This is a genomic window from Pseudomonas sp. FP2309 (assembly GCF_030687575.1).
GTDB lineage: Bacteria > Pseudomonadota > Gammaproteobacteria > Pseudomonadales > Pseudomonadaceae > Aquipseudomonas.
This window is the reverse complement of sequence record NZ_CP117439.1, coordinates 2,176,835-2,191,821: the sequence shown is the minus strand read 5'-3', so window position 1 is coordinate 2,191,821 and position 14,987 is coordinate 2,176,835. Positions and strand designations below refer to the sequence as shown.

Annotated in this window: 13 protein-coding genes; 9 read left to right on the top strand and 4 right to left on the bottom strand. The window is 62.0% G+C overall.

Going from position 1 to position 14,987, the window contains the following annotated elements:
- Positions 1–26: 26 nt before the first annotated feature.
- Positions 27–647 (bottom strand): TetR/AcrR family transcriptional regulator, encoded by a 621-nt coding sequence (locus PSH59_RS10195; RefSeq protein ID WP_248081456.1) that lies wholly within the window; start codon positions 645–647, stop codon positions 27–29.
- Between the two features lie 116 nt (positions 648–763).
- Between PSH59_RS10195 and copC the strand changes: the two genes are divergently transcribed.
- The 9 genes from copC (at position 764) to PSH59_RS10150 (ending at position 9,192) form a co-directional block, all read left to right on the top strand.
- Positions 764–1,129: a copper homeostasis periplasmic binding protein CopC gene (copC, locus tag PSH59_RS10190; RefSeq protein WP_248081454.1), complete on the top strand. Its 366-nt coding sequence runs from the start codon at positions 764–766 to the stop codon at positions 1,127–1,129.
- Positions 1,130–1,132: 3 nt separating this feature from the next.
- On the top strand, positions 1,133–1,990 hold the full coding sequence (gene copD / locus PSH59_RS10185; RefSeq protein WP_305394948.1) for a copper homeostasis membrane protein CopD: 858 nt from the start codon (positions 1,133–1,135) through the stop codon (positions 1,988–1,990).
- Positions 1,991–2,177: 187 nt separating this feature from the next.
- A complete protein-coding gene (locus PSH59_RS10180) occupies positions 2,178–3,440 on the top strand; it encodes an OprD family porin (protein ID WP_248081451.1) in 1,263 nt (420 codons plus the stop codon).
- Positions 3,441–3,725: 285 nt separating this feature from the next.
- On the top strand, positions 3,726–4,544 hold the full coding sequence (locus PSH59_RS10175; RefSeq protein WP_248081448.1) for an NAD(P)-dependent oxidoreductase: 819 nt from the start codon (positions 3,726–3,728) through the stop codon (positions 4,542–4,544).
- Positions 4,545–4,568: 24 nt separating this feature from the next.
- Entirely contained in the window at positions 4,569–5,444 is an 876-nt protein-coding gene (locus PSH59_RS10170; protein WP_248081446.1) for an SMP-30/gluconolactonase/LRE family protein, read from the top strand.
- A gap of 51 nt (positions 5,445–5,495) precedes the next feature.
- Positions 5,496–6,467, top strand: coding sequence for a TRAP transporter substrate-binding protein (locus PSH59_RS10165; protein WP_248081443.1), 972 nt, complete (start codon positions 5,496–5,498; stop codon positions 6,465–6,467).
- A gap of 64 nt (positions 6,468–6,531) precedes the next feature.
- Complete coding sequence (locus PSH59_RS10160; RefSeq protein WP_248081441.1) at positions 6,532–7,059, top strand: TRAP transporter small permease; 528 nt, start codon at positions 6,532–6,534, stop codon at positions 7,057–7,059.
- A gap of 1 nt (position 7,060) precedes the next feature.
- Entirely contained in the window at positions 7,061–8,341 is a 1,281-nt protein-coding gene (locus tag PSH59_RS10155) for a TRAP transporter large permease (RefSeq protein ID WP_248081439.1), read from the top strand.
- Positions 8,341–9,192: an aldose 1-epimerase gene (locus PSH59_RS10150; protein WP_305394947.1), complete on the top strand. Its 852-nt coding sequence runs from the start codon at positions 8,341–8,343 to the stop codon at positions 9,190–9,192. The genes PSH59_RS10155 and PSH59_RS10150 overlap by 1 nt, the downstream gene beginning before the upstream one ends.
- 15 nt (positions 9,193–9,207) lie before the next feature.
- On the opposite strand, the gene PSH59_RS10145 is transcribed toward PSH59_RS10150, so the two are convergent.
- The 3 genes from PSH59_RS10145 to PSH59_RS10135 all read right to left on the bottom strand — a co-directional run bounded on the left by PSH59_RS10145 (position 9,208) and on the right by PSH59_RS10135 (position 14,965).
- On the bottom strand, positions 9,208–10,353 hold the full coding sequence (locus PSH59_RS10145; RefSeq protein WP_305394946.1) for an HlyD family secretion protein: 1,146 nt from the start codon (positions 10,351–10,353) through the stop codon (positions 9,208–9,210).
- The gene (locus tag PSH59_RS10140) at positions 10,350–11,993 is read right to left on the bottom strand and encodes an MFS transporter (protein WP_305394945.1); all 1,644 of its coding nucleotides are present in this window, start codon (positions 11,991–11,993) and stop codon (positions 10,350–10,352) included. Before PSH59_RS10140 ends, PSH59_RS10145 begins: the two co-directional genes overlap by 4 nt.
- Before the next feature lie 1,493 nt (positions 11,994–13,486).
- Positions 13,487–14,965, bottom strand: a complete 1,479-nt coding sequence (locus PSH59_RS10135; RefSeq protein WP_305394944.1) for a DASS family sodium-coupled anion symporter — start codon at positions 14,963–14,965, stop codon at positions 13,487–13,489.
- Positions 14,966–14,987 lie beyond the last annotated feature (22 nt).

The following is a 14,987-nucleotide window of genomic DNA, read 5'->3' as shown; positions in this document are numbered from 1 at the left end:
CGGGGCCCTGAGCCTCACCACGACACTCAGGGTTCCAATCCAATCCCGCGCAAAATCACTGCCGTCACGGTCTGGATCGCCTTCTCGAACTGCATGTCCGACAACGGCTGGTGATCGTTCAGGATCTTCACCTGATGATCAAAGTCGGCGTAGTGCTGGGTCGACGCCCAGATCATGTACAGCAGGCTCGACGGCTCCACCGGCAAGATGCGTTTGTCTTCCACCCATTGACGAATTTTCGCTTCTTTCATCTTGGCCCAGTCGTACAGGCTTTCATCCAGCGCCTCACCCAGGGTGGGCGCGCCGTGGATGATTTCGTTAGCCCAGACCTTCGAGCCATACGGCCGCGTGCGCGAGCGCTGCATCTTGGCGCGGATGTAGCTGCTGAGCACCACCCGCGGATCATCGAAGGTTTCGAAACTCAGGGCGTCCTGCTTCCACACCTCCAACAGGTCGAACAGCACTGCGCTGTACAGCTCGCTCTTGGTGGTGAAGTAGTAATGCAGGTTGGAACGCGGCAGTTGCGCCTGTTCGGCGATGTCGGCCATGGCGGTGCTGCCATAGCCTTTTTCGGCGAAGACTTTCTCCGCCGCCAGCAGGATTTTTTCGACGTTGACCCGACGAATTCCGATCTTGTGATTGCCCATAAGGGCTCCCTGACAACTACTTGGCTCGAAGACTACCACCCGCTCTAGATCGGGGCGACAGGCGCAGTCGAAACTTCGTACACTGCCCGCCCCACATCGTTGATTGGTATTGAACAATGTTGATCAAAAAATCCCTCACCACCGTTGCCCTGCTCGTTTCCCTGCTGGGGGCCTCGGCAGCGTTTGCTCATGCTCACCTCAAAAACTCGGAACCGGCCGCCGACAGCAGCGTCGCGGCGCCCAAAGACCTGCGCCTGACCTTCAGCGAAGGCATCGAAGCCACGTTCACCAAGGTTTCCCTGAGCAAGGACGGCACCGAAATCGCCATCAAGGGCCTGGAAACCCAGGGCGCCGACAAGAAGGTGCTGATCGTCACCCCGGCCGCACCGTTGGCCGCCGGCAATTACAAAGTGGTGTGGAACGCAGTGTCGGTCGACACCCATAAGAGCAACGGCGAATACAGCTTCAAGGTCGGCCAATAAACGATGGCGACACTGTTGGTGCTGTGCCGCTTCGTGCATTTCAGCGTGGTGTTACTGATGTTCGGGGCCTGTGTCTTCAGGCCCTGGCTGTTGGGCACAACGCCGCAGCCACGGCTCGACCGCAGCCTGCTGCGCGTAACCCGCGTACTGGCCTGGACGGGCCTGGTTTCCGGGGTGGCGTGGTTGCTGCTGATCACCGCGAGCATGGCCGGCAGTTGGGAGGCCGCGCTGCAACCGGCCACGGTGCAGCTGGTGCTCGGCAAGACGTTCTTTGGCCAGGTATGGCGCTGGCATGTGCTGCTGAACCTGCTGCTGGTGATCGCACTGATCAGACCCTGGCCCGCCTTGCGCTTGCCAATGCTCGGGCTGTTGCTGGCGACCTTGGCCCCGGTCGGCCATGGCGCCATGCTCGATGGGCTCAGCGGGCGCTTGTTGATCCTCAACCAAGTGGTGCATCTGGCGTGCGTCGGCGCGTGGCTGGGGGGATTGTTGTTGCTGATGTTGATTCTGCGGCAAACGCCGGGGCCTGCGCTGGAGCCGATCCTGCGGCGCTTCAGTGGAGTGGGCTATGGCTTGGTCGCGGGCCTGCTGATCAGCGGCATGATCAACGTGCGCGTACTCACCGGGCAGTTGTGGCCCACGCCTTTGTTCAGCGGGTTTGCGCTGGTTCTGTTGATCAAGGTGATGCTGGTGCTGGGCATGCTGGCCTTGGCACTCCTGAACCGATTGCGCCTTGATAGCTGCGAACAGCGCCTGGGCAGCTTGAAGGCCAGCGTGATACTCGAATGGTCACTGGGTGTTTGCGCAGTCGCCGCCGTTTCGCTCCTGGGCACCTTGCCTCCCATGGTTGTTGCCGGCTAATCCTGGCGATCTCAAGTTCGAATGCGAGCCACTGTAGGACGGGCCGTGGCCACTTTTGAGCGTTGATCATCAAGTCATCGTATAACTTCTGCTTGACACTCCCCGAAAACCCCGCAAATATCGCCTCAAATGTTGTACGACGACGTATAACAAACAATAAAAACAACAAAAGAAAGGGAGCATCACTGTGCGTCAATTCGTCCGCAATTCCTCCGCGCGTCTCGGTCTTGTCAGCCTCGGCAGCCTGGCCTTCACCCTGCCCCTCAGCGCCCACGCCGACGGTTTTGTCGACGACGCCAAGGCCACGCTGAACCTGCGCAACGCCTACTTCAATCGCAACTTCACCAACCCGGCCAACGCCCAGGGCAAGGCCGAAGAGTGGACGCAGAGTTTCATTCTCGATGCCAAGTCCGGCTTCACCCAAGGCACCGTGGGCTTCGGGCTTGACGTGCTGGGCCTGTATTCGCAGAAGCTCGACGGCGGCAAAGGCACCGGCGGCACGCAGTTGCTGCCGATCCACGACGACGGCCGCCCCGCCGATAACTTCGGGCGTCTGGGCGTGGCGCTGAAGACCAAGCTGTCGAAGACCGAATTGAAAGTCGGCGAATGGATGCCGGTGCTGCCGATCCTGCGTTCCGACGATGGCCGCTCCCTGCCCCAGACCTTCCGCGGGGGTCAGGTGACTTCCAACGAAATCGCCGGCCTGACCCTCTACGGCGGCCAGTTCCGTGGCAACAGCCCGCGCAACGACGCGAGCATGGAAGACATGTTCATGAACGGCAAAGCGGCGTTCACCTCCGACCGTTTCAACTTCGGCGGCGGCGAATACACCTTCAACGACAAGCGCACCCAGGTGGGCCTGTGGTACGCCGAGTTGACCGACATTTACCAGCAACAGTACGTCAACTTCACCCACAGCCAGCCAGTGGGCGACTGGACCCTGGGCGCCAACCTGGGCTTCTTCAACGGCAAGGAAGACGGCAGCGCCCTGGCCGGCGACCTCGATAACAAGACCACCTTCGCCCTGCTCTCGGCCAAATACGGCGGCAACACCTTCTACGTGGGCCTGCAAAAACTCACCGGCGACAGCGTGTGGATGCGGGTCAACGGCACCAGCGGCGGCACCCTGGCCAACGACAGCTACAACTCCAGCTATGACAACGCCAAGGAAAAATCCTGGCAGTTGCGCCATGACTTCAACTTCGCGGTGCTCGGCGTGCCGGGGCTGACCCTGATGAACCGCTATATCAGCGGCAGCAATGTGCACACCGGGGCCATCACCGATGGCAAGGAATGGGGCCGCGAGTCGGAGCTGGCCTATACCGTGCAGAGCGGTGCGCTGAAGAACCTCAACGTGAAGTGGCGCAACGCGACCATGCGTCGGGACTTCAGCACCAATGAGTTCGATGAAAACCGGATCTTCATCAGCTACCCGCTTTCACTGCTTTAACCGGGGGGAGAAAGCACCCTGGCCTCCCTTTGTGGCGAGCGGGCTTGCCTGCGTCGGGGCGCGGCGTGTTGGGGCTGCTGCGCAGCCCAGCGCGGGGCAAGCCCGCTCACCACAAAAAGTCTGTTCACCACATAGAGCCTGCTCACCACGACCACCAGAGGCTCACCGGGGACTCCGTCCATCGCACGCCGCATTTTTGAACAATCGCGCGTTGACAACCTGAGGCGCCCTAACAATACTTCGGCATAGTCATACGACAACCTACAACAAAAAATTGGAATCTCCATGACCACCATCGCCCCAGTTCCCTTCAACCGCCTCCTCCTCACCGGCGCCGCCGGCGGCCTCGGCAAAGTGCTGCGTGAGCGTCTGCGCCCTTATGCTCAGGTACTGCGCCTGTCGGACATCGCCGACATGGCCCCGGCGACCGACGCCCGCGAAGAAGTGCAGCCCTGCGACCTCGCCGACAAACAAGCGGTGCACCACCTGGTCGAAGGCGTCGATGCCATCCTGCACTTTGGCGGTGTGTCCGTAGAGCGTTCCTTCGAAGAAGTGCTGGGCGCCAATATCAGCGGCACCTTCCATATCTACGAAGCCGCGCGGCGCCATGGGGTCAAACGCGTGATTTTCGCCAGTTCCAACCATGTGATCGGCTTTTATAAGCAAACCGAAACACTCGATGCCCATTCGCCTCGCCGCCCGGACAGCTACTACGGCCTGTCCAAGTCCTACGGCGAAGACATGGCCAGTTTCTACTTCGATCGCTACGGCATCGAGACCGTGAGTATCCGCATCGGCTCCTCGTTCCCGCAGCCGCAGAACCGCCGAATGATGCACACCTGGCTGAGCTTCGACGACCTCACCCAACTGCTCGAACGCGCGCTATACACGCCGGACGTCGGCCACACCGTGGTCTACGGCGTGTCGGACAACCTCGACACCTGGTGGGACAACCGCTACGCCGCGCACCTGGGTTTCGCGCCCAAGGACAGCTCGGAGGTGTTCCGCGCCCAGGTCGAAGCCCAGCCTCCCGTGGCCGCCGATGACCCCGCAGCGGTCTATCAAGGCGGCGCGTTCTGCGCGGCCGGGCCGTTCGGTGACTGACATCACACCAGGGAGTGAGTGGCCATGAACGCCGAACTGATCGTCGACGCCCGCAATACCGTGGGCGAATGCCCGGTATGGGTGCCTGAAGAAAATGCGCTGTATTGGGTGGATATCCCCAACGGCGGGCTGCAACGCTGGAACGCCGGCAGCGGCCACGTCGCCGCCTGGAAAGCCCCGCAGATGCTCGCTTGCATCGCTCGCACCGATGCGGGTAATTGGGTTGCCGGCATGGAAACCGGCTTTTTCCAACTCACCGCACACAACGACGGCAGCCTCGACAGCACGCTGCTGGCCGGCGTGCAGCACCCGCGCCCGGATATGCGCCTCAACGACGGCCGCTGTGATCGCCAGGGCCGCTTCTGGGCCGGCAGCATGGTGCTGAACATGGGCCTGAATGCGGCCGAGGGCACGCTCTACCGCTATGCATCCGGCGCCCTTCCCCATGCGCAGTTGGACGGGTTCATCACCCTTAATGGCCTGGCCTTTAGCCCCGATGGCCGCACGATGTACGCCTCGGACTCGCACCCGTTGGTGCAGCAGATCTGGGCGTTCGATTACGACATCGACACCGGCACCCCGTCCAACCGCCGCGTATTTGTCGACATGCAGCCGTTCCCGGGCCGCCCCGACGGTGCCGCCGTTGACGCCGACGGCTGCTACTGGATCTGCGCCAACGACGCCGGTCTGATTCACCGTTTCACCCCCGATGGCCGCCTGGACCGGTCAATTGCCGTGCCGGTGAAAAAACCCACCATGTGCGCCTTTGGCGGCAGCCGCCTGGACACCTTGTTCGTCACCTCCATCCGTGACGACCAAAGCGACCAGTCCATCGCCGGCGGCGTGTTCGCCCTCAACCCCGGCGTCAAAGGACTACCCGAACCCTGTTTCACCCTCTAGCTGCACCGCTGCGCCTTGAATACAACAATAAAAACTCAGGAATGACATCCCATGGACTTCAAACGCACCTTGCTCGCCGCTGCATTTCCACTCGTCGCCACCCTCAGCAGCGCCGCCCACGCGCTGGAAATCAAATTCGCCGACATCCACCCCGCCGGCTACCCCACCGTCGTCGCCGAAGAAAACATGGGCAAGGCCCTGACCAAAGCCAGCAACGGCGAACTCACCTTCAAGTACTTCCCCGGCGGTGTGTTGGGCTCCGAGAAAGAGGTCGTCGAACAGGCCCAGGTCGGCGCGGTGCAGATGACCCGCGTCAGCCTGGGCATCGTCGGGCCGGTGGTGCCGGATGTGAACGTGTTCAACCTGCCGTTTGTGTTCCGCGACCAGGCGCATATGCGCAAGATCATCGACGGCGAAATCGGCGATGAGATCCTCGCCAAAATCACCGACTCCGAGTTCGGCCTGGTGGCCCTGGCCTGGATGGACGGCGGCACACGCAACCTCTACACCAAAAAGCCCGTGCGCAAGATCGAAGACCTCAAGGGCATGAAGATCCGCGTGCAAGGCAACCCGATTTTCATCGAAGCCTTCAACGCAATGGGCGCCAATGGAATCGCCATGGACACCGGCGAAATCTTCAGCGCCTTGCAGACCGGCGTCATTGACGGCGCGGAGAACAACCCGCCGACGATGCTCGAGCACAACCACTACCAGAACGCCAAGTACTACACCCTCACCGAGCACCTGATCCTGCCCGAGCCCATCGTGATGTCGAAAATCACCTGGAACAAACTCACGCCTGACCAGCAGGACATGGTGAAAAAAGCGGCCAAGGCCGCCCAGGCCGATGAGCGCGTGCTGTGGGACGCCAAGTCCGCCAGCAGTGAGGAAAAACTCAAGAAAGCCGGCGTCGAGTTCATCAGCGTCGACAAAAAACCTTTCTATGACGCCACCGCCCCCGTGCGTGCCAAGTACGGCGCGCCCTACGCCGACCTGATCAAGCGTATCGACGCCGTTCAGTAACGCCCTCCCCTCCTGCAAAGGCCCGGCGCGTTTGGTACTCACGCGCCGGGTTACGGTGAACGCCATGAAGAATTTACTGCTGCGCATCAACGACCGCATCTACATGACCTGCATCTGGGTCGCCGGCCTCTCGGTTCTCGGCGTCGCACTGATCATTCCCTGGGGCATCTTTGCCCGTTACATCCTCGGCACCGGCGCCAGCTGGCCGGAGCCCACCGCAATTCTGCTGATGCTGGTGTTCACCTTTATCGGCGCGGCCGCCAGCTATCGCGCCGGCGCGCATATGTCGGTCGCGATGGTCGTTGACCGTCTGCCGGCCACCCAGCGCCGCCTCGTCGGCATCTTCTCGCAACTGTTGATGGCGACCATCTGCCTGTTCATGGCCATTTGGGGCACCAAGCTGTGCCTGTCCACCTGGAACCAGTTCATGAGCGCTATCCCTACCCTGCGCGTGGGCATCACCTATATGCCGATCCCGATTGGCGGCGTACTGACGCTGATCTTCGTGGTGGAAAAACTCCTGCTCGGTGACCAGAGCAACCGGCGCGTGGTGCGCTTTGACCTGGTGGAAGAAAGCGAAGGGGCTGCCTGATATGGACGCATTGATTTTGTTGGGCAGCTTTATCGCCTTGATCGTGATCGGCATGCCGGTGGCCTATGCCCTTGGGCTGTCGGCACTGATTGGCGCGTGGTGGATCGACATTCCGTTTCAGGCCCTGATGATTCAGGTGGCCGGCGGGGTGAACAAGTTTTCGCTGATGGCGATTCCGTTCTTTGTCCTGGCCGGGGCGATCATGGCCGAGGGCGGCATGTCGCGGCGGCTGGTGGCGTTTGCCGGGGTGCTGGTGGGCTTCGTGCGCGGCGGCCTGTCGTTGGTGAACATCGTAGCCTCGACGTTTTTTGGCGCGATTTCCGGCTCGTCGGTGGCCGATACCGCGTCGGTCGGCTCGGTGCTGATTCCGGAAATGGAACGTCGCGGCTACCCGCGGGAATTCGCCACAGCGGTGACCGTCAGCGGCTCGGTGCAGGCGCTGTTGACGCCGCCCAGCCACAACTCGGTGCTCTACTCCCTGGCGGCCGGCGGCACGGTGTCCATCGCCTCGCTGTTCATGGCCGGCGTAGTGCCGGGGCTGTTAATGAGCGCGTGCCTGATGGTGCTGTGCCTGATCTTCGCCAAGAAACGCGACTACCCCAAGGGCGAAGTCATCCCCCTCAAGCAGGCGTTGAAGATTGCCGCCGATGCGCTGTGGGGCTTGATGGCCATGGTGATCATCCTTGGCGGCATCCTGTCGGGCATCTTCACTGCGACTGAATCTGCCGCGATCGCCGTGTTGTGGGCGTTCTTCGTGACCATGTTCATCTACCGCGACTACAAGTGGAACGAGCTGCCCAAGCTGATGCACCGCACGGTGCGCACGATTTCCATCGTGATGATCCTGATCGCCTTCGCCGCCAGCTTCGGCTACATCATGACCCTGATGCAGATCCCGGCGAAGATCACCACGCTGTTCCTGACGCTGTCGGACAACCGCTACGTGATCCTGATGTGCATCAACGTCATGCTGCTGTTGCTCGGCACAGTGATGGACATGGCCCCGCTGATTTTGATCCTCACCCCGATTCTGCTGCCGGTGGTGCTGGGTATCGGCGTCGACCCTGTGCACTTCGGCATGATCATGCTGGTGAACCTCGGCATCGGCCTGATTACGCCGCCGGTGGGGGCGGTGCTGTTTGTCGGCGCGGCGGTGGGCAAGACTACCATCGAGAAAACCGTCAAGGCGCTGCTGCCGTTCTACGGTGTGCTGTTCCTGATCTTGATAGCCGTGACCTACATCCCCGCCCTGTCGCTGTGGCTGCCGAGTGTGGTGCTGTGATGATTGAGCTGGAAGATAACCTGACCCACCTGAGCCTTAACCCGGCCGTGGGTGGGAGCCTGGTCAACTGGACCGTGCGCGCCAGCGGGCAACCGCTGTTGCGGCATAACGACCCGCACAGCGAACTGCCGGGCAAGCTGGGCTGCTATCCCTTGGCGCCCTGGTCCAACCGCATTGCCGAAGGGGGGTTCGCCAACCCCGACGGCTGGCTGGCCCTGACGCCTAATAGCCCCACCGACCCCTTTGCGATCCATGGTTCAGCCTGGCAACAGGCATGGACGGTGGTCAGCCAGACAACGGATGAAGTGGTGCTGCAGGTGCTGTGCGCGACGCCGTTTGCCTATCGGGCCGAGCAGCGGATTCGGTTGAACAATGGCGAACTGAGTATCGCGTTGCGCGTGACCCATCTGGCCGAAAAAGCCGCGTGGCACGGACTTGGCCTGCACCCCTACTTCCCGCGCCAACCGGGGACGCGGTTGCAGGCCAGGGCCGCGCAGGTGTGGATGAGTGAGGCGAGCAAGTTACCTACGGAGTTGGCGGCGATTCCGGATGCCTGGGATTTCCAGGCGCTGAAAAACCTGCCCGAGGGCCTGGTGGACAACGGCTTTTGCCAGTGGGACGGGCGTTGCCGGATCGAACAGCCCGAACTGGGCTATGCCCTGGACTGCCAGGCCAGCGGCGCCGATTACTTCCTGCTGTACTGCCCGCCAGGGTTGGGGTTCTTTTGCATCGAGCCGGTGAGTCATCCGGTGAATGCCCATCACCTGCCAGGCAGGCCAGGCCTGGCGTTGCTGGAGTACGGCCAATCCGCGCAGCTGGATTTCACCTTGAAATACAGCCGCCTCCCCTAATCGCTCGCCGGTCTGTCAGGGAGGGCTGTTTTTCAGGCGCCCGGCGGTGTCGATGCTCACCACCACCGACAGCCCCGGCCGCAACCGCTCGCTCTCGGCCTGATTCGGGTCCACCGTAATGCGCACCGGCACCCGCTGGGCAATCTTCACAAAGTTGCCGGTGGCATTGTCCGCCTGCAACAGGCTGAACTCCGAACCGGTGGCCGGAGAAATATGCTGCACCGTGCCATGAAACGTGCGGTGGTTCAGCGCATCCACGGTGAACGTCACCGGCTGGCCGACCTGCACGTTGTGCATCTGGGTTTCTTTCATATTGGCGATCACCCACAGCTGCTTCGGCACCAGGGCCATCAACTGTGCGCCGGAGTTGACGTAGGCGCCCAGGCGCACACCAATCTGCCCCAACTGACCGTCACGCGGCGCGGTGATGCGCGTGTTGGACAGGTCAATGCGCGCCAGCTCCACCGCCGCATCGGCACTGGCTACCGCCGCTTCCAGGGAGCCACGATTGACGATCACCGTCTGCAGGTCCTGCCGGGCGATTTCCAGGCTGGCCTGGGCCTGTGCCACAGCGGCGATGGTCTGGGCATTGGCGGCACGGGTCACGTCCAACTCACGCTTGGACACCGAGCCGTCGCTGATCAGCGCTTCGTTACGGCGCAGGTCGGCGGTGCTTTTACGCGCCTGGGCCTGGCTGTCGACCAACGCGGCCTGGCGCAGTTTGATGGTGGCTTCGGCACTGTTGCGCTGCTGCACCACATTCGCCAAGGCGGCCTTCTGCACCGCCAGTTGCGCCAGCGCCTGGTCGAGGCGCTGTTTGTAGATGCGATCATCCAGGCGCACCAGCAAATCGCCGGCCTTGACGTACTGGAAGTCCTGCACCGGCACTTCAAACACATAACCGCTGAGCTGCGGGCCAATGATCGTCACCTGGCCGCGCACCAGGGCGTTTTCGGTGGTTTCCACCGCACTGCTGAACGGCGGCAATTGCCAGGCATACAGCACGATCAACACGCCGACGATGGCAATCGCGGCAAAGCCCAGGGACGACAGAATGCGCACCCGCAGCGAGCGCGGTTGCGTCACCGTAGCGCCGGGCGGCGTGCTGCCTTCGGGGGTGGATGCGATGGCGGTGGTGGTGGTCGTTGAAGGTTCGGTCATGAAGAGGCGCCGCTGGGTTGAACGGGAGGGGCTGCTTTGGTTGTGCTGATCAGCCACAGACTGCGGATAAAAATCCAGGTCATGGTCAGCATCGCGATAATCGCAATCAGCATGAAGACATCGTTGTACGCCATCACGTTCGCCTCACGGGTCGCCGCGGTGGCCAGGCTGCGAATGCCCATGAGGTTGCGCAGCTCCGGGTCGGCGACGAGCCCGCCATAGGCCGAACCGCCGCTCTGCACCCGCGCGGCCACACGTGGGTCAAGCAGGGTCAGGTGTTCGACGATCATGCTGGAGTGATACTTCTCACGCACGACCTGGAACGTACCGAGCAACGCTGCGCCAATCAGGCCGCCGAGGTTCTGGCAAATGCCGAACATCACCGAAAAGCTCACCAGATTGCGCGGGTTGGTCAGCACGTTTTTCGTGCCCAACACCATGGTCGGCCCCAGAAAAAACGTGCCGCCGAAGCCTAGCAGGAACTGGCTGATGTACAGGTTCTGCGGACGCGTGAGGTTGCTGGAGAAACTGTCCATCACCGAGCCCACCGCCATCAGCGCCAGGGAAATCACCAACGGCATCAGCAGGTGCGCCGGGTTGATGGTCAATGCGCTGACCAGCAGCCCGCTGATCGCGCCGGCCAGCATCACCACGTAGAGGGTGTGCATCTGCTCATAGCTCATGTTGAGCATCTGCATGAACCCCACCGCCCCGGTGGACTGCTCGGACAGCACCATACGGATCAAAATCACCGCCAGGGCCAGGCGGATCATGGTGCCGCTGCCCAGCCAGCGGGTCATCAACATCGGGTTGGCGCGGTTATGCTCGATGGCCAGACCGGCCATGATCAACACCAGGGAACAGGCCGACGCGACGCCGATCCACGGCGCCTCCAGCCACCAGTCGATACGCCCCAGGGACAGCACCGCACACAACAGCGCGACGCCACTGGCCAGGATGCCGAAGGTGAGGAAGTCGAGTTTTTCAAACGTCTTGAAACGGTCGCCCGGCGGCAGCTTGAGCAAAAACACGCAACCCAGGCAGATCAGCGCCATGCCCAGTTCGAACAAGTACAAGCCTCGCCATTCGGCGATTTGCAGCAAGTCTTCAGAGAACAGACGCGCCAGCGGCAACGCCAACTGCGCCGTACCCAACCCCAGCACCAGCGATTTGAGCCGCCACTTGGCCGGGAACGCCTGGATCATGTAGTACAAACCCAACGAACTGAGCGCCGCGCCGACCATCCCGTGAGCGGCCCGCACGGCAATGGCCGAGTTGAGGTCGTTGACGAACAAATGGCCGAAGGTCACCAGCGCGTACAGCACCAGGAACACTTCGGTAAACGCACGCAGGCCGAATTGCTGGCGGAACTTCACCAGTAGCAGGTTCATGCACACGTTGGTCATTACATAGGCGGCGGGCAGCCAGGCCATTTCGGCGGTGGTCGCGCCGAGGGCGCCTTGCAGGTATTGCAGGTTGGCGATGACCAGCGCGTTACCCAGGCCACCGGTGATGGCGACCAGCACACCGACGAGCGCATACAGCCAGCGCTTGTGCGTGGGGTGCCACGGCGTTGACGGCGAGCCGGGCAGGCTCGGGCGTTCGTGGGGTTCCCAGGTGTGGGGGGTGTATTTGTTCATTCGATGACCTGGATGGGCCGACGGGTGCGGTCGGTGAAATCATTATTCAGAGTAGTAAAGCTGAGGGGGGTTCATCTTGTCATGTCTGGGGGGATGGGGGGTGGGATGGGGGGCATATCCGTTATTTGTGTGATGGCGGCTTAGGGTTTCGCTCTTACAGCGGGTCACTTTGGAAAAGCCCCAAAGTAACCAAAGGGAGTACATATCCGTTGCTGCGGTCACGGCCACTTAGGGTTCCGCTTTTACAGCGGGTCACTTTTGGAGAGAGCCCAAAAGTAACCAAAAGGCTCTTGCCCCAACACTCGGCACCTCGCCTGGGCTCGGTGTGCCCTCACTCCGGTTTGAATCCGTGGGCCGCCGCCACGCGCCATCCATGGCGCGGGGCGGCTAACCCGGCGTCCTGCCGGGTTACCCACGGATTCAAACCTGCGTTCGGCCAGCGTGTTTGATGGGGCGCCTGAGATCACAAGCAAGATCAAGATCAAGAGCGGCCCGCTTCGCATCGTGGGGTGGGGGGTGATGGGGGGTGATGGGGCATATCCGTTATTTGTGTGATGGCTACTTAGGGTTCCGCTCTTACAGCGGGTCACTTTTGGAAAGAGCCCAAAAGTAACCAAAAGGCTCTTGCCCCAACACTCGGCACCTCGCCTGGGCTCGGTGTGCCCTCACTCCGGTTTGAATCCGTGGGCCGCCGCCACGCGCCATCCATGGCGCGGGGCGGCTAACCCGGCGTCCTGCCGGGTTACCCACGGATTCAAACCTGCGTTCGGCCAGCGTGTTTGACGGGGCGCCTGAGATCAAAAGCAAGATCAAGAGCAGAAGCAAAGCAAAGCAAAGCAAAGCAAAGCAAAGCAAAGCAAAGCAAAGGCAGACCGGGGGCAGCTGATACACCCGCCCCCACAACCGGTCGGCTCTAAGGCCGCCGCGCTCTTGCTTTTGATCTCGGATCGCCCCGTTAAACACGCTGGCCTCACGCAGGGTTTGGCGCGTGGGTAACCCGGCAGGACGCCGGGTTAGCCGCACTGGGCCATGGATGGCCCATTGCGGCGGCCCACGCGCCAAAGCCTGCGGGAGGGCATGCCGAGCCCAGGCGAGGCACCGAGTGTTGGGGCGAAGGCCTTTTGGTTACTTTTGGGCCTTTCCAAAAGTGACCCGCTGTAAGAGCGGAACCCTAAGCAGCCGTGACCGCAGCAACGGATATGTACACATTCCAACCCACGACCTGGTCGGCCCAGAGGCCGCCGCGCTTTTGCTTTTGATCTCGGATCGCCCCGTCAAACCTGCGTAAGGGCATGCAGAGCCCAGGCGAGGCACCGAGTGTTGGGGCGAAGGCCTTTTGGTTACTTTTGGGCCTTTCCAAAAGTGACCCGCTGTAAGAGCGGAACCCCAAGCAGCCGTGACCGCAGCAACGGATATGTACACATTCCACCCCATGATCTGGTCGGCCCAGAGGCCGCCATCGAGCACAATTGGATCGTCGCCCCCCTTCCAAATCAGATCCAACCCAGCCAACTCCAATAGGTCGCCGCAAACACCAACATCAACCCATACCCCACCAGCGTCACCAACACCCCCACCTTGGCAAACTGCCGCGCCGTAAACGTCCCGGTCCCCAGGCACACCATATTCTGCGGCGCATTGATCGGCAGGATAAACCCATAGCTCATCACAAACCCCAACAGCATCGTCATGCCCAACCGACTGAACTCCCCCGGCAAGGTCTGCAGCACCGCAATCAAGATCGGCAATAACGCCGAGGTCAACGCCGTGGCGCTGGCAAACCCCAAGTGGATCACGATCAAAAACGCCCCAAGGATCGCAAACACCCCCAACGGCCCCACCTGATCCAGCCCCGTGTGCGCCACGACAGCAGCGCCCAGCCACTGCCCGGCCTGGGTGGTCAACAACGCGGTCCCCAGGCTGATGCCCACACCGAACACAATCACCGTGCCCCACGGAATCCGCGATTGCACATCTTTCCAGGTCATCACGCCAATGCCCGGCAACAACAAACACACCAAGCCTGCGTAGGTAGTCGAGGTGGTGTCGAAGTTGTGCAGGCGCCCCTCCGTCGCCCAGGCCAGCAGCAGTAACAACGACACGCTGAGCAGGCGTTTCTGCGGTCCGGTCATCGGGCCGATGTCCAGCAACGATTGCGCCACTGCCTCCTTGCCACCAGGGATGCTATCGGTTTCCGGCGGCAGTAGTTTGAGCACCAGAAACAGCAGCACCGCCGACATGATCAGCGCCCACGGTGCGCCGGCAATCAGCCAGTCGATCCACGACACGCGCTGGCCGAGCATTTTGTCCATAAAGCCCACGGTGAGCAGGTTCTGCGCGGCGGCGGTCTGGATGCCGACGTTCCAGATGCTGGTGCCCTGGGCCACCACGATCATGATCCCGGCGGCGATGTTCGAACGTTTGTCGACGCCAAAAGCGGCGATCACGCCCATCATGATCGGCACCACGCAGGCACTGCGCGCGGTGGCGCTGGGCACCACCAGGCTGAGCAGGATGGTCACCGCAATCGCTCCCAGCAGGATTCGGCGAGTGCTGGTGCCGACGCGGCTCAAGGTGACCAGGGCGATGCGCCGGTCCAGGCCGGTGTGGGTCATGGCCGCCGCGATGAACAGCGCGCCCGCCACCAACGCCAACGCCGGGTTGGAGAACCCGGTGAGGGCCATGCTGATGGCCGGGCTGGTGCCGATCAGGTGCGTGGGGTCCTGCAGGGACGGCGCGGTGCCGAGCAAAAACGCCATGAGCGAGGTGATCATGATCGCGCTGGCCTCGTAGGACACCGCCTCGGAGATCCACACCACCACCGCAAATGCCAGGATCGCCAGCATCCGCTGGCCTGCCACCGGCAAGTCAGCAGGCAGCGGCAACAACAGCACACCGGCCATCACCAGCACGGCGACCACCAGGCCCAGGGGCAACTTGAATGATTCAGTGGTTGTTGCGGGGGCGTTCATGGATGCTCCGGCGCTTTGAATT